The 19403-nt window shown below is 39.9% G+C and carries 15 protein-coding genes and 1 pseudogene; 11 read left to right on the forward strand and 5 right to left on the reverse strand.

Annotation, left to right across the window (positions count from 1 at the left end; translation table 11 throughout):
* Positions 1–135: 135 nt before the first annotated feature.
* Together NSQ41_RS08770 and NSQ41_RS08775 are read left to right on the forward strand one after the other, a co-directional pair.
* Positions 136–588, forward strand: a complete 453-nt coding sequence (locus NSQ41_RS08770; RefSeq protein ID WP_327863395.1) for a MarR family transcriptional regulator — start codon at positions 136–138, stop codon at positions 586–588.
* Positions 585–3710: an MMPL family transporter gene (locus NSQ41_RS08775; protein WP_339211468.1), complete on the forward strand. Its 3126-nt coding sequence runs from the start codon at positions 585–587 to the stop codon at positions 3708–3710. Before NSQ41_RS08770 ends, NSQ41_RS08775 begins: the two co-directional genes overlap by 4 nt.
* Positions 3711–5060: 1350 nt before the next feature.
* Here NSQ41_RS08775 and NSQ41_RS08780 read toward each other — a convergent pair.
* The gene (locus tag NSQ41_RS08780; protein ID WP_339211470.1) at positions 5061–6482 is read right to left on the reverse strand and encodes a LysM peptidoglycan-binding domain-containing protein; all 1422 of its coding nucleotides are present in this window, start codon (positions 6480–6482) and stop codon (positions 5061–5063) included.
* Positions 6483–6978: 496 nt separating this feature from the next.
* On the opposite strand from NSQ41_RS08780, the gene NSQ41_RS08785 reads away from it, so the two are divergent.
* Together NSQ41_RS08785 and cspD are read left to right on the forward strand one after the other, a co-directional pair.
* A complete protein-coding gene (locus NSQ41_RS08785; protein WP_063389536.1) occupies positions 6979–7419 on the forward strand; it encodes a DMT family transporter in 441 nt (146 codons plus the stop codon).
* A gap of 267 nt (positions 7420–7686) precedes the next feature.
* The gene (gene cspD / locus NSQ41_RS08790) at positions 7687–7887 is read left to right on the forward strand and encodes a cold-shock protein CspD (protein WP_063389535.1); all 201 of its coding nucleotides are present in this window, start codon (positions 7687–7689) and stop codon (positions 7885–7887) included.
* A 472-nt stretch (positions 7888–8359) separates the two neighbouring features.
* Here the strand turns inward: cspD and NSQ41_RS08795 are convergent, their stop codons facing one another.
* Positions 8360–10453 (reverse strand): DNA topoisomerase III, encoded by a 2094-nt coding sequence (locus tag NSQ41_RS08795; protein ID WP_339195558.1) that lies wholly within the window; start codon positions 10451–10453, stop codon positions 8360–8362.
* 350 nt (positions 10454–10803) lie between these two features.
* Here NSQ41_RS08795 and NSQ41_RS08800 point away from each other — a divergent pair, with 350 nt between their 5' ends.
* The 4 genes and pseudogenes from NSQ41_RS08800 (at position 10804) to NSQ41_RS08815 (ending at position 13199) form a co-directional block, all read left to right on the forward strand.
* A complete protein-coding gene (locus NSQ41_RS08800) occupies positions 10804–11046 on the forward strand; it encodes a hypothetical protein (RefSeq protein WP_339195561.1) in 243 nt (80 codons plus the stop codon).
* Positions 11012–11161: pseudogene (locus NSQ41_RS08805) on the forward strand (alcohol dehydrogenase); the annotation flags it as partial. The gene NSQ41_RS08800 and the pseudogene NSQ41_RS08805, both read left to right, overlap by 35 nt.
* 609 nt (positions 11162–11770) lie before the next feature.
* Complete coding sequence (locus NSQ41_RS08810) at positions 11771–12679, forward strand: 2-dehydropantoate 2-reductase (protein ID WP_063389532.1); 909 nt, start codon at positions 11771–11773, stop codon at positions 12677–12679.
* Between the two features lie 109 nt (positions 12680–12788).
* The gene (locus tag NSQ41_RS08815) at positions 12789–13199 is read left to right on the forward strand and encodes a thioesterase family protein (protein WP_063389531.1); all 411 of its coding nucleotides are present in this window, start codon (positions 12789–12791) and stop codon (positions 13197–13199) included.
* 110 nt (positions 13200–13309) lie between these two features.
* Here NSQ41_RS08815 and NSQ41_RS08820 read toward each other — a convergent pair whose 3' ends face one another.
* Positions 13310–14197 (reverse strand): hypothetical protein, encoded by an 888-nt coding sequence (locus NSQ41_RS08820; protein WP_066246698.1) that lies wholly within the window; start codon positions 14195–14197, stop codon positions 13310–13312.
* A 167-nt stretch (positions 14198–14364) separates the two neighbouring features.
* Here NSQ41_RS08820 and NSQ41_RS08825 point away from each other — a divergent pair, with 167 nt between their 5' ends.
* Together NSQ41_RS08825 and NSQ41_RS08830 are read left to right on the forward strand one after the other, a co-directional pair.
* Positions 14365–14964, forward strand: coding sequence for a nitroreductase family protein (locus NSQ41_RS08825; RefSeq protein WP_066246701.1), 600 nt, complete (start codon positions 14365–14367; stop codon positions 14962–14964).
* A gap of 433 nt (positions 14965–15397) precedes the next feature.
* The gene (locus NSQ41_RS08830) at positions 15398–16843 is read left to right on the forward strand and encodes a DHA2 family efflux MFS transporter permease subunit (protein WP_339211472.1); all 1446 of its coding nucleotides are present in this window, start codon (positions 15398–15400) and stop codon (positions 16841–16843) included.
* Between the two features lie 63 nt (positions 16844–16906).
* Here NSQ41_RS08830 and NSQ41_RS08835 read toward each other — a convergent pair whose 3' ends face one another.
* Positions 16907–17473, reverse strand: a complete 567-nt coding sequence (locus NSQ41_RS08835; protein ID WP_339211475.1) for a spore coat protein — start codon at positions 17471–17473, stop codon at positions 16907–16909.
* Between the two features lie 103 nt (positions 17474–17576).
* A complete protein-coding gene (locus NSQ41_RS08840) occupies positions 17577–17870 on the reverse strand; it encodes a hypothetical protein (RefSeq protein WP_066246704.1) in 294 nt (97 codons plus the stop codon).
* A gap of 436 nt (positions 17871–18306) precedes the next feature.
* On the opposite strand from NSQ41_RS08840, the gene NSQ41_RS08845 reads away from it, so the two are divergent.
* Positions 18307–19113 (forward strand): Cof-type HAD-IIB family hydrolase, encoded by an 807-nt coding sequence (locus NSQ41_RS08845; RefSeq protein ID WP_066246706.1) that lies wholly within the window; start codon positions 18307–18309, stop codon positions 19111–19113.
* Positions 19114–19403 lie beyond the last annotated feature (290 nt).

Raw genomic sequence — 19403 nt, forward strand, 5'->3', positions numbered from 1 at the left:
TTTATTGGAATGCACCTTTCACGCGTTTGAAGAAGAGGAAGTTTGCCAATTTTCATACAAATTGATTGACAGGTTGATAGTTAAATAGTTTAATAGTTAAATAGTTGAACTTTTTAAAATAGGGGGGGGGAGACAATGGATCGAAAAAAAATAGATGAATTGATCGAACGGTATATTAAGGTTTCGTTCATTGTAACGAAAAGAGCGGAAGAACTTGTGAAATGTGAAATTGATCCAGATATCACAAACGAACAACACTATCTCTTACGCTATATCCATCAAAAGGAAAGGTGCACTTCAACAGAACTAGCCAATGTTTTTCGAGTGAACAAAAGCGCGATCACAGCGATGATTAATCGGCTTGTTGAGAAAGGATTTGTTCGGCGAATTCGCGATGAAAAAGACAGGAGGGTCATTTATTTGGCTTTGACTGAAAAAGGGAGCAATTTGTTTGCAAGCACAGAAGAGAGAGTTCATAAAGTTGTAGGATCGTTCATAACAAAATTTTCGGAGGACGAGATCGAATCATTTATTCAAACCTATGAAAAATTGGCAAACGTATTGCTTGAACTGGAGGTTGAGTCATGAGGGCAATCCTGAAAGGAAAATGGTTTGTACTCATTTTATGGCTTGTCGCTGTTATTGGTTTGCTCTTTACATCGCCAAACATGGAGGAGCTTGTGCGCGAAAAAGGGCAAATTACGGTTCCAGAAGGTTATTCCTCTTCGATCGCGAATGACATTTTAAAAGAAATTCAGAGCAAAGAGCATTCAGGAGATCTAATATCAGTCGCCCTTGTGCTGCATAATGAGGACGGGCTGACAAAGGAAGATTGGAAAGAAGCGGAACAAGCTGTAAAACAGCTTGAACAACACAGCGAGAATTTACGGATTACAGAAATTGTTTCGCCTTTTCATCAAGAGGAGTTAAAGGATCAGCTTGTTTCAAAAGATAAAACCACCATCTTGACGTCAATACAAATGGAAAGAGACGGAAGAACGGCAAAAGAAATGACATCCGCTCTTTATAAAGTGATCGATCATATTTCATTGGAGCATTATTATACCGGCAGCTGGATCATCGATGAAGACGTTATTGTCAGCTCGCAGGAAGGAGTGAAAAAAACAGAAGGCATAACAGTCGTGTTTATTTTGATCGTCTTGCTGATCGTTTTCCGCTCGCTTATAGCACCATTTGTGCCGCTCTTGACAGTCGGCATTACATATTTGGCATCACAGTCAATTGTCGCCTTTTTAGTTGAAATGGTGAAATTTCCATTGTCCACTTTTACGCAAACATTTTTGGTCGCCATTTTGTTCGGGATCGGTACAGATTATTGCATTTTACTGCTAAGCCGCTTTAAAGAGGAGCTTGGCAAACAAGAAAGCCGAACTGAAGCGATTATAACAACCTATCGCACGGCAGGAAAAACTGTGTTTTTCAGCGGTTTAGCCGTTATGATCGGCTTTGCGGCAATCGGATTGTCATCATTTAAGCTTTATCAATCGGCTGCGGCAGTCGCTGTCGGAGTCGCCATCCTGCTGGTAGCACTTATGACGCTTGTTCCGTTTTTCATGGCTGTGCTTGGCCCGGTGTTGTTTTGGCCAGTTAAAGAAAATCTGGAACATAAACAGAGCAAGCTATGGGACTTTGCAGGACGTTTTTCGTTCACCAGACCGCTTGTTTCTTTAATCATCGTAGGAATCATTACCCTCCCAGTGCTGCTTTCCTATGACGGCAAGCTGTCGTTTAATTCCCTTCAAGAAATCGGGGATGATTACGACTCTGTCAAGGCTTTTAATATTATTTCGAAAAGCTTCAACCCAGGCGAAGCGATGCCGACAAAAATTGTGATCAAAAATGATGACAACATGAATAGGACGGAATACTTTGCTTTAATTGAAAAAATAAGCAGAAGCATCGAAAAAGTTGAAGGTGTCGAGACGGTCCGTTCAGTAACGAGACCGACAGGCGAACAGATCGACCAATTATTTGTGACAGAACAGGCGAAAACGCTGAAAGACGGAATTGGTCAGGGAAATGAAGGGCTTGAACAAATCAGCTCCGGTTTGAATGAAGCGAGCAAAGAGCTTTCTGCATCATCTCCGAAATTAAAACAAGCAACAGACGGTATTGAAGCGCTCGTTTCCGGAACAAATGAATTAAAAGCAGGCGTCGGTGATCTTGAAAAAGGGCTTTCGCAAGTTAAACAGGGGATCGAGAGCGGATCGATGGGGGCCGGCGACATAAAGAAAGGGATTGAGACCGTTCGAAACAATACGAAAAAGCTGCAATCCGGCGCAGAACAGCTTTTGAAAGGATATGAAACAGCCGGAAGCAGTCTACATTCATTGCTGAAACAATATCAACAGATGGAATCACATCTCGGTCAATTGTCAACACATTTATCCGGCATGAGTGAATCTTTAAACCGCATCGAACAACGACATCAGCAGCTTCAGCAGGATGCTGAGTATCAACAGGTGAAAATGGCAGCTTCCCAGCTTAGTGAACAAGCAAAACAAATGAGAAGCGGATTTCAGCAAATTAACGGAGCGCTTCAGCGAGTGACAAATGGAATAGAGCAGGCGAACCGTTCATATTCTGAATTACTTTCAGGTCAAAAAGCGCTCGTTAATGGAATGGGAGAGCTCATCAACGGGCTTGATCAGCTGCAAAAAGGGTTGAATAAAGCAGCGGTTGGACAGCAAACCATCATTTCAAAATTGCCGGAGCTGTCTAACGGCTTAAGCCAAGTCAACAATGGACAGGAGGAATTGCTGCAAGGTTTTTCTCAGCTGGATGGACAAATGAATCAGCTGATTTCAGGCCTTGACAAAAGCGTGGATGGTCTAAAACAAGTAGCCGACGGTCTCGGTTCTGCCGAGAATTACTTATCGGGTCTTTCTTCTTCAAATCAGGAAATGGCAGGCTGGTACATGCCGAAGGAAGTGCTTGAAAGCAAAGAATTTGCGGATGCGAAAGAAGCTTACATATCGAATGACGGCAAAGTGACAACCATTGATGTTGTTTTCGAGAAAAATCCATATTCAACTTCAGCGATGGATCAGCTTACTGAGGTCAAACAAGCGGTGGAGTTTGCCGTAAAAGACACGAAGCTTGAAAATGCGAAAATTGCCTATGACGGGGTTACTAGCATTTACTCCGACTTGAACGAGATTTCAGCAAACGACTACTCCCGCACAGTTGTATTGATGCTGATAGGGATTGCTCTTATATTAATTGCATTGCTGCGCTCGTTTGTCATGCCGATTTATTTAATTTTATCGCTTATTCTAACGTATTACACATCAATGGCAGTGTCAGAAGCCATTTTCGTTCGCCTTCTTGGATACGACGGTTTGAACTGGGCAGTTCCATTTTTCTCATTTGTCATTTTAATTGCGCTTGGCATAGATTACAGCATCTTCCTTATGAACCGCTTCAACGAATACAGAGATTTGCCTGTCACAGAAGCGATGCTTTCAGCTATGAGTCATATGGGAACGGTCATTATTTCCGCCGCGGTCATTTTAGGCGGAACATTTGCGGCGATGCTTCCGTCCGGTGTGCTGTCGCTGCTCGAAATTGCCACAATTGTTTTAACAGGATTATTTTTATATGCTCTTGTTGTACTGCCGCTATTTGTACCGGTGATGGTCAAAATGTTTGGTAAAGCGAACTGGTGGCCGTTTATGAAAGAGGAATAAGCGAGAAGGGAACATACGCTTTGTGCGTAGGTTCCCTTATTGTGCGCCCGGCATGGGTGTAATCTATAGGGTGAAAGTCCCGAGCTGCGAAGGCAGAAGTAGCAGTTAGCTTAACGCAAGGGTGTCCGTGGTGACGCGGAATCTGAAGGAAGCGAGCGGCAAACTTCCGGTCTGAGGAACACGAACTTCATATGAGGCTAGGTATCACTGGGTGAGTTTGCAAGACAAAACAAAGCCCTTTCTGCCGAAGGTGATACAGAGTAAATGAAGCAGATGGATGGAAGGAAAGATTACACTCTTACCCGGGGAGGTCTGGCTGGCACGCCAAGTAACCTTGGTAACCTATCTAGTGATAGATAGCTGAACAGTCAGAAGTCAGCAGAGGTCATAGTATTAGTTGGTCTAGAACAACTAAGAAGGACCGAACAATTAAGAGAGAATAGCCCTTGGCATTCAGTGAGTCATGATGAACACAGAAAACGTAGTACCTCACTTGAGGGAGGAAGCGGTGAATCCCGTGGGAGATCTCTTGGAGGGTGGAGTGACCACTGGCATAAAGAGAACAGCTATTCACGGAAGTTATAAAGACTTGCGTCAATTATCTTAATTGAACCGCCGTATACGGAACCGTACGTACGGTGGTGTGAGAGGACGGGAGTTAATCGCTCCCTCCTACTCGATTGTGCGCCCGGCATGTATATGAACTATAGGGTGTAAGTCCCGAACCCCGAAGACAGAAGTAGAGGTTAGCTCAACGAAAGGGTGTCCGTGGTGACGCGGAATCTGAAGGAAGCTGGTGGCAAAACACCGGTCCGAGGAACACGAACCTCATATAAGGCTAGGTATGATTGAGTGAGTTTGCAAAACAAAACAAAGCTCTTTCTGTCGAAGGTCATATCGAGTAAATGAGGCGGATAGATGGTGTGAAAGTGCATGTACTTACCCGGGGAGGTCTGGTGGATATGTGAAGTACGCTTCATAACCTACTTAGTGATAAGTAGCTGAACCGTCAGAAGTCAGCAGAGGTCATAGTATTAGTTGGTCTAGAACAACTAAGAAGGACCGAACAATTAAGAGAGAATAGCCCTTGGCATTCAGTGAGTCATGATGAACACAGAAAACGTAGTACCTCACTTGAGGGAGGAAGCGGTGAATCCCGTGGGAGACCTCTTGGAGGGTGGAGTGACCACTGGCATAAAGAGAACAGCTATTCACGGAAGTTATGAAAACTTGCGTCAATTATCTTAATTGAACCGCCGTATACGGAACCGTACGTACGGTGGTGTGAGAGGACGGGAGTTAATCGCTCCCTCCTACTCGATTCATTTGTGCTATGAGAGACTTCTGCTATCAATGAATTGAACGGGATTTCCGCACTTGAAAATTGTCTTCAAGTAATACCCAATTTTGTGGGAACGGATAGCCAAGTACCCAATAACTAATTCCCCGTAAACCGTAATCCTTTACCACATCAAATTTTGCCCGGGTGCTGCGCGCGTCTTCAAACCAGACCTCATGCGTACGGCCTTGTTCATCCACATACCGATAAAACGGAGATTGAGATGTTCGATCATACTGTATCACAGCACCGTGTTGAACTGCTCGACGAATCGCTTCTTGCATATCAAATGTTTCTGCTTCCTGACCTTGAACATGGGGAAGGAGCCAGTCACGAGCATATACTTGGAAGCCCATAAAGATTTTATTTCTTGGAATGACGGTTACAGCATAATCTAGCACTTGTTTGATTTGATTAAGCGGAGAGATCGCCTGAGGAGGTCCAAGCCTATAACCCCATTCGTATGTCATTAAAATAACGAAATCTGCAATCCTGCCGTGTGCGGCATAGTCGTGCGCCTCATATAATATTCCTTTTTGTTCTGCGCTCGTTTTAGGGGCGAGCGCGGTCGAAACAAAATATCCTTCTTTGTGCAATCGGTCAACGGCGCGCTGTAAAAATTGATTATATAACTCACGATCGTCAGGATATACATTTTCAAAATCAATATTTAATCCACGATAACCTTTTTCTTTCATAGTGTTTATAATGGTGGTCAATAATCGATCTTGCAGTTCCGTATTTGAAAGGATGACATGAGCCAGCCGTGACCCGGGGTCCCTGAACGTAAAATTTGTTATGCTCATCATTGGTATCACTTGTTCTGCTAAAGCAGCTTGAAGAATCGCTGTGTCGTTTATTGCATCGAGTCCGCCGTCTTCCCGGATGATATAGGCAAATGGAGAAACGTATGTTAAAAAGCTGCCAGCTTCTCGAACTTCTTTGCCTCCTTCTTCACCTGCATGGATCGTATATGCATTTACGTCAATGACTGGTTTTACAAAAGGAATCGTTAATCTTGTCCCCGGATAAAGAAGGTCGGGATTTTGAATTCGATTGGCTTTGGCAATTTCCTGTACGGATATACGGTAAATTTGAGAAATTTGCGATAAATTCTCTCCAGGCTTCACAGTATGGATGCGAGGCGGAATGTTTAAAATTATTCCCGGATTAATTTTTGAAGGATCACTAATATGGTTAGCCTGAACAATAGACCCGACGGCAACTCCATATTTTTGGGCAATTTGCCATAATGTTTCCCCTGCTCGGACGATATGTTGACGAAAAGCAATGGGAATCACAAGTGATTGGCCAATCAGTAATCGATTAGGATCGGGCAGACTGTTTGCAGCAATAATTTCAGAAAGACTGATACCGTAGCGTTCAGCTATGTTCCATAAAGTCTCTCCTCTTTGTATAATATGAATGATCATAAGTGCCTCCTTTTTTTGTTTATATATATGTTGAAAATGGTTGATCTAGAAAATGACATGAGAGAAAATAGTTTACTGAATATAATTTTTTAAGGTCTTTACATATAACAAGTGTAGTAAATTGTCGTTAATGGATAATTGAACTAATCATCAGGCCGAATATACTTGTAAACGTTGTGCTCTTCATCAAACAAATAGATCGGTCTTCATCTCCTCCTTTACAGCGTCATTTTCTGTGTGGGTGCTAGAAAATTATTTAACGGGTTTGATTCTCATCTGAACGGCAGGTTTGCACTTTCAGACAACAGAAATTTATTGAAAAATTCTGTTGTCTTTCATCATTTTAAGAGCTTTTACGAAAGCGCCGTTTTTTTAAGTCTCTTCTTTTTTTACAAAATGAAAATTTTAGAAAATCAACTTTTTTACTTAAGAACGTTTTTACGTAAAGGAGTTCAAGCGGGTAGAAGAGAAATTATATTTCTGGGGAGGGTTCAGGATGAAATGGATTTACATTTTTTTAGCGATACTGGGTGGGATGATGATAGGAATACAGTCGCCGATTAACGGAAGTCTAGGTAAAAAAATCGGTGCTGTTGAAGGAGCATTTGTCTCTTTTTTTGTTGGAACAATGGTTTTAGCGTTCCTTGTTTTATTTTTTGGAAAGGGCCACATTACCGATTTGTTTCAAGTTCCAAAATGGAATTTGCTTGGGGGATTTTTAGGCGCGATGTTCGTCACGTTTACCATTATTTCTGTTCCGAAGGTTGGGGTGGCCGTAACGCTCCTTGCAGGAATCATCGGTCAAATGGCCATCAGCGTCATCATTGATCATTTTGGATTATTTGGAATGCCGAAAAATCGAATAGACATAAACCGCCTGATTGGGATCGGGCTAATGCTGACAGCTCTGTTCTTTCTTTACCGCGGCAGTGAATGAGATTTGTTTTTAGGGGAAAGCAGCGTATAACATAAAGTATCACCCTTAAAGAGTCAAGAACATTCTTACATTTTCTTGACTCTTTATGTTTGATTGGTTATAATGAATTAGCCATTTAGTTCGTTTTATCATGGATCCATTATAAGTCGTACCTCATATTGAAATGCAGGCGATCTTATATGGTCTGCATTTCTCATGAGTGTGCGGCTTTTTTTCTTATGAAAAACAAACAATGAATGGTAAAATCTTTTTTTTGGAGGAAAAAGCATGAACACAGGTAAGGTAAAATGGTTTAACAGTGAAAAAGGGTTTGGATTTATTGAAGTCGATGGTGGAGACGATGTGTTTGTTCATTTTTCGGCGATTCAAGGCGATGGTTTTAAAACGTTAGAAGAAGGGCAAACTGTTAAATTTGAAATTGTCGAAGGCCAACGCGGACCTCAAGCGGCAAACGTACAAAAAAACTAATCCTTTCAAAGTGGCGCCTTATTTAGGTGCCGCTTTTTTTAGAAATTTATAAACATCTCGACTTGAGGATTACTGTTCGATAAAGCAGCATGTGTATAAACATTCTTGATTTTTAAATATATTGGGGAGGTCGAAAGAGGGGAGACCATTTTCGAATATATGTGGTTGACTGTTTTGAGTTTTTTAGAAATGCAGGGGGAACAAATAGTACATAACGTTTTAATTCGCGTGTAGTTAATGAATGATAAGGAGCTGTCCAGAAAGTGGAGCCCATTATAATCATAAACATCGATATGAACGTTTCTAAATATTAAAGGGGTTTGTCTATAAGCCGAAAAAATGACTTATTTGACAAATCCCTTTTAAATATTTGAAACAAACTGCATACCATTCCAGCTTCGTCGTGACACCGTTTTTAAATAGAAACAAGCTAACTTTTTGTCGTAAACGCAGCATCCGGAAGCTTTTTTATTTATTGCTGTTCTTCCAACACCTGTTTTAACAAATCACCTAAACTTGTGCCAAAAGAATCGCTTTTCGGGCTGTATTTTTGAATTAAAGCCCGATCTTTGCGGTTATTGACTGCCGTTTTCTTTTCTTCCGCTTTTTCAACCACATTGCAGCGGCGGCATTGGAAGTAAACGCCGGCTTTGCCGTTATGGATTTCCATTCGTTTTTTGCATTGTGGACAGCGCCGGTTGGACAGCTTCGGATCTTTTCGTTTGCTATAGCGGCATTCCATGTTCGAACATGCTAATAAACGTCCTTCTTTTGTAGAACGTATTTTTAAAAAGGAGCCGCATTCCGGGCACATGGAGCCGGTTAAATTGTGTGCTTTGTAGCTTCTATCGCTATTTTTTATTTCATTAACGAGCCGTTTCGTTTGCTTGCGAATGTTGTTTAGGAAAAATTCAGGATTTCCTTTTCCCCGTGCGATCGCTTCAAGCTCTTTTTCCCAGCGCGCTGTCAGTTCAGGTGATTTTAGTTCATCATTGACAAGTTCAATCAGTTGTTTACCTTTTTTCGTTGGGTAGAACCTGCCGTTTTTTCGCTCAACCGCTTCTGTTTCGATAAGTCTTTCAATAATATCCGCCCTAGTTGCAGGAGTGCCGAGTCCGAACTTTTCCATCTGCGTAAGAATGTCCGCCTCTGAATAGCGAAGAGGAGGTTCTTCCAATTTTTCTTCTATTTCTACTTGATGAACAGCAAAAGATTGTCCTTTAACTAAAGCAGGGATGTTTCTGTTTTCCGGCTCATCCTGCTGCTTCCCTAAAACGGCTTTAAATCCATTATTCAATACAATTGTCTCTTTTGCAGTGAGTGTTTCTCCGTTCACATCAAAAACCGCATGGACGGTTTCATATTCGTAAGCAGGATAAAACAGCGCCAAAAACCGGCGGGCAATCAAATCATACAGCTTCCTTTCATCAGTGGAAAGCTGGCTCATATTTAGCGGTTCCTCCGTCGGGATAATGGCATGATGATCGGTCACTTTTTCATTATTGAACACCCGTTTTAATAAAATTTTTCCTTTGTTGGAAAGGAGAGGACGGATTTCGTCTTTATAGCCGGAAGCCATTGCCTGAAGCCTGTCAAACATTGTCGATTCCATATCCGCAGTTAAATAACGGGAGTCTGTCCGCGGGTATGTGACAAGCTTATAATGCTCATAAAGCTTTTGCAGTATCGTTAACGTTTTCTTTGCGGAAAATCCGAAACGCTTGTTGGCATCCCGCTGCAGCTCGGTTAGGTCGTATGGCAGCGGCTGATGTTCTTTCTTTTGCTTGCGCTCCACTTTGATGACTGTACCTTTTTTACCATTCAGGTTTGCCAATAGATGTTCAGCCGTTTCTTTGGAAAAAATTCTTTTTTCGCCGTTTCGCTCCCAGATGGTATGAATGGAACCGATTTTTGCATGAATCGTCCAATACGGCTTCGGTACAAATTTTTGAATTTCTGTTTCCCTTTTCATGATCATGGCAAGGGTTGGGGTCTGCACGCGCCCTGCCGAAAGCGGGTCATTATATTTCGTCGTCAAAGCTCTTGTCACATTTAAGCCGATGAGCCAATCTGCCTCAGCACGGCAAACAGCAGACTGATATAATGCTTCAAATTGTTTCCCAGGTTTTAAATGCTTGAAACCGTCACGAATGGCTTTATCGGTCTGAGATGAAATCCATAGGCGCAAAATCGGCTTTTTCCAGTTCAGCTTTTTTAAAATCCATCTTGCAACGAGTTCGCCTTCACGTCCGGCGTCTGTTGCGATAATGCAATCTTTAATGTCCGTTCGTTTCGCCAACAGTTCTATGCCTTTATAATGCCGGCTCGTTTGTCTAATTACTTTTAACCCCATTTTTTCTGGGATAATTGGCAAATCTTCCAGCCGCCATGTTTTATATTTTGGATCGTAATGTTCCGGCATCTTCAATCCAATTAAATGACCGAGCGCCCACGTTACGATATACTTGCTTCCTTCAAAGTGAAATTTATGCTCTTTTTTGCAGCCAAGCACACGGGCTATCTCACGTGCAACGCTCGGCTTTTCAGCTAAAACGAGAGATTTCATATAATGCTCCTTTCTTTCAATCAACAACGTTTTAAGTATAACGGAAAGGAGGGAGGCTTGCATTAGTTGAATGAAAAAGCATAATATGTTTCAGTTTTATATCTCTTAAGGCAATGAATTCTTGTAAAGGTTGTACTATGGGATGATTGACTGTTCTCATATAGAGGATGCATGTTCAAATTTAGTTCTTTCGTATTACCTCAAGAAATCAATCACACTCAATTTAGGAACATGTTCGTTTCTTAAAATCAGCAGAGACAAGGAGAAAGCTGGCAATTTTGAAAATTAACAAAAATAAAAAACGAAATATTTTAAAATCTGTTACAATATAGGTAAAAAGGGGTGGATTTGTGGAAGCTTGGCAATTTGATAAAAAAAGGTATATATGGTTGTCCTTATTAGTGCTGGTGCTTTGTTCCAATTTTCTAATATATAGGTCGCCTTTGTCGATTATGGTATTGCCTGAGGAAATGGGATGGGTCATCCTAGGCACTTTAATGGATTTGGCAATCGTTGTTCCGCTTTTAATGGCAGTAATATATAAAAAGAATTTTTCAGTTGCTGCTAAAGACGGTGCAGTCAGGAAAAATTAAACCGGAACAGTTAGTCACTCATCGTTTTTCGCTGGACCAGATTTTGCAGGCATACGAAGTATTTCGCAATGCGGCTAAAGAAAAAGCGATGAAAGTCATTTTATCCAATGATTAACCTTTAAAAATCTTGATGTAAGTGAAGCATTGTTCTTAAAAAGTAAACCATTTTATTGTAACCCCGTCCTAAACTTAGAACGGGGTTATGTGTGTTGGATGGATGCTTAAACCTATCTGTTCATTTTTCATATAAACTGTAAAATTTAAGAAAGCAAAAACGTGCCAGCTGCTGTATGTTTACAAGACTTGAAAATAAATTAGGCGTATTTTATTCGAAAGCTAAGTCAACGATTCGGTGGGGGAGAGAAGCTATTTCACGGAGTTCGTTCATTTTGGAAAGGCTTTTTTCAACTTCTGCTTCTTTTTTTATAGCATTGCCGTCATTTTAAGTTATGAGTGTTTGTGATCTGCGCGCTTTGCGAATCCTCATGGAACATAGAATAAATCATAATAGTCTAGAGTCTGATATTGATTTCAAGATTATTATCTGTTTTGGAGGCTCGTTTTTACTATTGGTTTTAAACACTCAAGACTTTTCAGTCCCGAATGCTTTCACTTGATTAATGAAAAGATTAGGTTAATAATTGAGGTGCAAAACTTGCATTTCATTATTTTCTGTTTATTCTGTCATTCATAAGCTTTTTGATTCAATTGAAGGGGGAATGTTATGAAAATCGCTGTTGCTGGAGCTGGCGCGGTCGGCGGCTATTTTGGAGCTTTGTTAAAGAAAGCCGGACATGATGTTGTTTTTCTTGCAAGGGGCAAGCATTTAGAGGCAATGAAAAAATCAGGTTTAGTGGTTAAAACGAATGATCAACTCCTCACAATAGACGGTGTTTTTACAGATAAAATAGAGGATTTTGCTGATTGTGAGCTGATACTGTTTTGTGTGAAATCAACAGACACGGAAAGTACAGCAGAACAGATTGCCTCTTTGCAGAATGATCGCGCAGTTGTTTTGACGCTGCAAAATGGAGTCGACAATGAAGAAAAGCTCGCTCAAATTTTAGGTGGAAAAAGGCTCTTGTCAGCTGCAACCTATCTGTCGTCACATGTGGAAGAGCCTGGGGTCATAAAGCATAGCGGAAGAGCAAAACTAGTAATCGGTGCTCTGGATGAATCTCTCATTTCGTTCCGCGATAAAGTGGCAGATCTTTTTCGTCAAGCTGAAATTTTTGTAAAAACAACAGATGATATCATGCTGGATAAGTGGAAAAAGCTGTTGTGGAATGCAACCTTCAATCCGCTTGCTGCTTTATCCAAAGCGACTGTCGGTGAAATTATGGAGCATAAAGAATTGAGGAAAACAGCTGAAAATGCTTGCCGAGAAGTGATGCGAGTAGCCAATAAAATCGGGATTCCATTAGATGAAGAAATGTTTCATCGCACTTTTGCCAATTCAGGAGCAGCTCTGAAGCATAAGCCGTCCATGCTGCAAGATCGATTGAAAGGAAAAAGGATGGAAATCGAATCATTGTGCGGGTTTATCGTGAAAAAGGGGCGGCAGATTGGTGTTGAAACGCCTGTTCTTCAAACGTTGTACAGCAATTTGCTTTTTCTTGAAACACATCGATGATCCGATGGACAATTCCTATACACATGTAGGATTCAATTCCATTCATACATAAATATCGATCGATTGATAAAAACAGAAAAATAAGACATAAAAGAAAGGACGATTTAGCATGAAGACCATTCCAGATACAGAAATTTATGTAAGATATTGCGAAACGGATGCGTCAGGCCATGTTAACAATACAAGCTATTATTTGTATATGGAGGAAGCTCGGACTAAATTTTTAAAACACATGTCAAAACAAGTAGGGAACCAAGACTGGAAATTTATTTTAGCATCCACAAAATGTGATTACCTTGCCCAAGCGTATGCCCATGATACATTAACGGTAACTTCAAAAATTACGCGGATTGGAACGAAAAGCTTTTCGATGGAGCATGAAATAAAAAATGCAGAAACGGGGAAATTGATCGCAAAAGGGGAAGGAGTTATCGTTCATTACAATTTTAAGTTGCAGCGTTCTGAGCCTTTAACTCCTGAAATGCGTTCGATCCTTGAACAATACTTAGTAGCTGTTTAATGAGCAAGGCAATTTTGTAAGCCTTATCAGTTGAATTAATATCATTCTGATGAAATAACTAAAGAAAAAGGATTTTCCGAATGTATCCACCGGAAAATCCTTAAAATTTGTTATTCAAACGCATCACGCACAACTTTTTTGACCGGGTCGACTGCATACCAGCCCCATGTAGAAGTATGTCCCTCTTTTGTCTCCGGATCACTGATCACGATTTCATAAACGTGAATAATATATTCGCCTTTTTCATTATCATGATCATATTCAACGTAAACGTTAGAAGTATTTTCAATTTTTAAATACTCCCGAACTAGCTGTTCAGCTTCTGTATGGCTTATAGGACGGCTTTTCTTTGATTCCTCAGCCTTTTTTTGCTCTTCCTTTCTCTTTTTTGCTTCTTCTTCAGCTTTTTGCCGCTCTTCTTGAAGTTTTTTCTCCTGCTCCTGCAAGTATTGATTTTTCGCCGCAGCCGCTTGATTCATTAATTGTTCTGCATTTTTGGTAACGCTGACGATCTTCTCGTTATTTGATGTTGTTTCCGCAATTTTCTTAAATATGGCGAATGCTTCGTCAAACTTGTTTTCTTCCAACAATGCTTTCCCTGACTCAAGTTCAGATTCCATTTCTTTTAAAGCGGCGCTCGTTTTTTCCGCCTCTTCGATTATTTTTTCAGCTTTCGGTTTGAGAATATCAAGAACCTTGGAGGTTTCATTTGAATTTTTGATTTTTTCTGCCAATGATATGGCGGTTTCAAATTCTCCTTTTTCAAGGGCAGCAACGCTGTCTTTAATTTGTTTTGACAAATCCAGCGCCAATTGAACTTCTTCAGTGTTTTTTTCATGAAGAGCTTTGTTAAAAAACGAGATGGCGTCGCTGTATTGTTCTTTTTTTAGCGCTTCAATACCAGATTCCATGTTGGATTTATATTCTTTTGATGTACATCCGAACAGAAACATCATGGCAAAAATCAAAATGTAGAAAAATAAGTTCCGCTGTTTCAAGTTTTTACCGCCTTTTCTAATATTATTGATTTCATGTAAATTATATCCCTCAAAATACGGCTCTTACAAGAAAAAATTTTATTCAAAACGTTACTAAGAAGTGTAATAGGCAAAGCGTTTAAAAGGAATGATATAAAAAGATTGAAATTCAGAAAGGAGAGATGAACGTGTCAAATGACTTTTATTCAGCAGTCAAACATCGACGCACTTATTACGGAATCAGTAAAGAATCAACTGTTTCTGATGAGCGTATTCAAGAAGTGATCAGCCACGCAGTTCTATATACACCATCCGCTTTTAATTCCCAAAGCGCCCGAGTCGTTCTTTTGCTTGGCGAGCATCATAACAAATTGTGGGATATAACGAAAGAAACGTTGCGAAAAATTGTTCCAGCGGATCAATTTGCTTCAACAGATGAAAAAATAAATTCATTCCGAAATGGATACGGTACTGTATTGTTCTTTGAGGATGACCGCGTTGTTCAAGGGTTGCAGGAACAATTCCCATTATATGCGGACAATTTCCCGATTTGGTCACAACAGTCTTCTGGAATGCTGCAATTTGTGATTTGGACTTCGTTGGAAATTGAAGGATTGGGCGCCTCGCTGCAGCACTATAATCCGCTCATCGATGATGAAGTGAAGCAAGAATGGAATATACCAAATGAATGGAAACTAATTGCTCAAATGCCTTTCGGAAAACCGACAGCTGAGCCCGGTGATAAAGAAAAAAAACCAATAGAAGAGCGATTGAAAATATTTAAATAAGATGCTTTTGTTTTCAAATTGTTGTCACCCCTTTTCAAAAAGTAAAGCTGAAAAGGGGTTTTGCATTTGAAACAATTCAAACCGAAAGAGAAAAAACGGCTGTTCTTTTTTTATATTGGAAGGAGTGATATTTTTTCTTTAACACTTATGATGTAAAAATTTTTTCAAACGTTTCCTACTTATTATCAAAAAAGAAAATAAAGGTGAGCGAAACAATTGCTTTTTTCTTCATCTTCCTTCACTATGGTAATGTACGCTAATATAAATATAAAGACAACAATTGCTTCATTTATGGAAAACGCTCTTCAAGTTTCATCCTCATCAAGTGTATATTCTTCCTATTTACAAAGAAAAAATATTACAATAACATGTATTAAGCAGTCTATTTGTATCGCTAAATAATATAGAAAAATTGTTAGAAAGAAGGATTTATATGGGAGAAGAACGAGACCTGGCACAGGAAACCTTCAATAAAGTGCCGCTCATGATTGTGTTAATGTCCGGTGCTTTTGTTGCCATTTTAAACCAAACGTTGCTTGGAACTGCTTTGCCGCATTTAATGATGGATTTCAAAGTTGATGCCAATACAGTTCAATGGCTGCAATCGATTTTTATGCTTGTTAATGGGATTATGATACCGATCACCGCGTTTTTGATTGGTCGTTTTACGACAAGAGGACTGTTTCTTACAGCCATCGGAATTTTTGCTGTTGGAACTGCAATTTGTGCAATTGCTCCCAATTTTTCTGTTTTAATGGCAGGGAGAGTGGCGCAGGCTGCTGGTGCCGGAATTATCATGCCGCTGATGCAGACAATCTTGTTTTTAATTTTTCCCGTTGAAAAAAGAGGAACGGCAATGGGGATGTTTGGACTCGTTATTGCATTTGCGCCGGCAATTGGTCCGACTTTATCCGGTTACCTTGTAGAGCATTTTGCATGGAGAAGCTTGTTTTATGTGCTCTTACCTATTGTAGTCATTGATCTTTTCTTAGCTTTTTTCATCCTAAAAAACGTTACGCGGCAAACTTACCCAAAAATCGATATTTTATCCATCATCCTTTCAACGTTAGGCTTTGGCGGTTTATTGTATGGATTCAGCGCAGCTGGAAGCAGCGGCTGGGGGAGCGGTCAAGTTATTTTATCGCTCTTCATCGGTTTGACCACTCTTACTTGGTTTATAATTAGACAGCTGCAATTGGATGAGCCGATCCTGGAATTCAAAGTATTTAAAAGCAAGACATTTTCGATCACAACTGTTTTAGGCATGATTGTGTTTATGTCTATGATTGGCGGAGCAGTTATTTTGCCGATGTTTATGCAAAATATGCTGGGATTTTCAGCATTTGAGTCCGGACTGGTGCTCTTGCCAGGCGCACTTGTCCAAGGGGTGGCCAACCCGATAACAGGCAGATTATTTGATAAATTCGGTGCCAAATGGCTGGCGATTATTGGATTTTTTACCTTAACGATCACGACGTTTATGCTGTCACACCTCACCTTACATACAACGTTTACATATTTAGCGGCAGTAAATGCTTTCAGGATGGTCGGTGTTGCGATGGTCATGATGCCGGTGACAACCGCTGGTTTAAATCAACTGCCTACATATTTAATTTCACACGGAACTGCGATGAACAACACAATGCGGCAAGTAGCTGGTGCAGTTGGAACAGCTTTGCTTGTGACAGTCATGACAAATACAGCGTTGCCTGAAAAAGGTATTGAAGGAATGATACATGGAGTAAATATATCTTTTGTAGTGGCAGGTATATTCTCTGCGATCGCTCTCATCTTATCGTTTTTTATGAAAAATTCGCATGCGGCAAAAGACGAAAGTCTAAAGGAAAAAGAAAACAAGCAAATTGTGAGCGAAAGCTAATTTTTTCTTGGCAATAGCTAAAAAATAAAGCAGAAGCAGGGTAAGCCCTGCTGCTTTATCGTTTTATGTCTGCTGATTGTTCATTTGATTGCCAGCCGGTTGATAATGATTGATGATCGCTTGAGCAGTATTTTGCTGAAAGACCGGCACTTGATAATAACCTTTTTGGTTCAAATATTGCCAAACTTCATAAGCTTGCTCTGCGCAATTTTTCGCCCCTTGGAGCACGACATTTCTTAATTCCGGATCTGAGCATTCCAATGCAGCATGCATCCTTAATGCTGCTGACGCTTTTAAACATCCTAACATTCCTGACGCAACATCATGGTCGTTCATCTCGTTTATTGAGCTGTTGGGAGCTTCCGGTGTTCCGCCTGAGGTGCCAAAGGAAGGGCTTGCATTTTTCAATGGGCGGTAAGTGCTGAAATTTTGCTGACTGCTCTTGTTTCTTACTATTTGAACGATTGAATTGTATTCATTTGTCATAAAAATGATTTGATTTTGCAAAATGTTTTGCAGCTCTGGATCTTTGCAATGGGGCTGATAAAGTTGAAATTGGTTAATTCCATCAATTGTGTTTGTTAAAACTTCATGTACTTCCATTAATTCATGAGCACCTAATTGATTCATACCTTCAATCCCTCCTAAGTAATTTTTTAACAGTTAGTATTATGTTTGAAATTTTTAATTTTATACAAAAAACCCCTCAGTCTGCGATACTGAGGGAAAACATTTAAGAAATTATTTTTACACGCTCTTTTCCAGAAAAGCTTTTACATACTAACATCTGACTAAATCTATTAGAATAATTTGTACGTGCTTGTATCGTTCCTTGTTCATCCATTGTGAGGATCCATCCTGCAGGCAATTCTCCTTCAAAATATTCAATGAAAGATTGAAGCTTTTCAGTCGATTCAGGGATCGTTACATACCCTTCCGTTAGTTGATACCATAAATCTCTGACAGAACGAAGGGCTTCTTTTAGTTTATATTCTTTTTCCAGTTGTTTGACACTTCGATAGATCATTTGATATTCACTCCCTAATAAAAACTTATAACATTGAAGAGTGAATCACTATGAAAAAAATTTTCCAGTTGAAGGTAAAAAAGCCAGACAATTTGCATCTATAGCCTAGTTGTGCGTGTATCTATTTGCCATCTTCTTGTCATTTGTTGTATACCCAGCCGATGCTTCGAATCCAGCTATTTTTGCATAGATGTCACTGTCCATTTTGTACTGAAGCTTTCTTTTTAATTTTCTAAACCTCTTCAATCTTTTGGGCAGCCATCAACCGAGCGGAAAGTGACTTTCTGGCAAATCAAGCTCTTTGACCGATAATGCAGTGATTTTCTTGTAAACAGGAAATCTTTACAGCGATCAGGACGATTTTGATAAAATAGGTAAGAGAAAAATAAGAAGTTTCTTTATTATTTTAAAAAAAGAAAGGAATTGGGATGAGGATATGAAATGTTTTTCAATTGATTTAGATGGCACACTATTAAATTCGCAGCATGAAATTTCACATGAAAATTTATCAGTTTTACATGAATTGAAAAAGCAAGGACATGAAGTCATTTTAAATACGGGACGTGCATTTCCGGACGTCATCAAGATTAAAGCGGTTGAAGAGCTCCAAGTGCCGATTTTTTGTGTTAATGGGGCTGTATTATATTCCGATAAAAGAGAGCTGATGTATGAAGCAACAATAGATGAAAAAACGTTTAAAGAAATTTTTGCAGCAGTAAATGCTCTGGATGTCGGAATTCTCGTTTACACCAATCAGGGTGGCTTTCCATCCACTTTACCGCCTTTGCATAAGCTGAGCTGGAAAGAGATCGAAGAGATGTTTCGCCAATTTGATTATGACTCTATTTTCAAGCTGGAAAATGTAAAAATCTATAAGCTGATTGGATTAGTGAATCATGATGAAACGGAAAAAATCGATCGAGTGAAGGAAGCTTTAAGCGAAAGAAGCGACCTCTCCATTGCCTCATCATTTCCGAATAATATTGAAATTACCTCCAGCGAAGCACATAAAGGAAAAGCGATTTTACGCTATCAAAAAATGAAGCAGCTGACATTTGAAGAAATTTATGCGTTTGGCGACGGAGGCAACGACATTTCCCAATTCGAGATCGCGACCACATCGGTTGCAATGGGAAATGCTCCAAAGGAAGTGAAAGAAAAAGCCGATTTTGTCACGAAAACGAACGATGAGAACGGCTTTGCCTATGCGGTAAAAGAACTGTTGAAGGCTGTATCAGTTTAAGCAATGCTTCATGCTGCCCGAAAGAATTCATGTAAAGCAGGAAGCCGCTTATTTTACTTATTTATATAAAATATAGAAAACGATTTTTTTTCCATTTTTGGCTTAAGTCAATATATTGTTTGAGCGGGGATAAAGACTCGCAAAAAAGGATTCTAAATTTAGTGAAAGCTTATCAAGATATGTCAGATATTTATTCCTTGTTTTAGCAAATGTAGTGGAATCTGCCTTCTATTTTGACTTGTATTAGAGAAAAGTCCGCATTGGAAAACTAGCTTAATAGTTTTCCTTGC

Source organism: Aeribacillus sp. FSL K6-8210 (assembly GCF_037963925.1).
Taxonomy (GTDB): domain Bacteria; phylum Bacillota; class Bacilli; order Bacillales; family Aeribacillaceae; genus Aeribacillus; species Aeribacillus composti.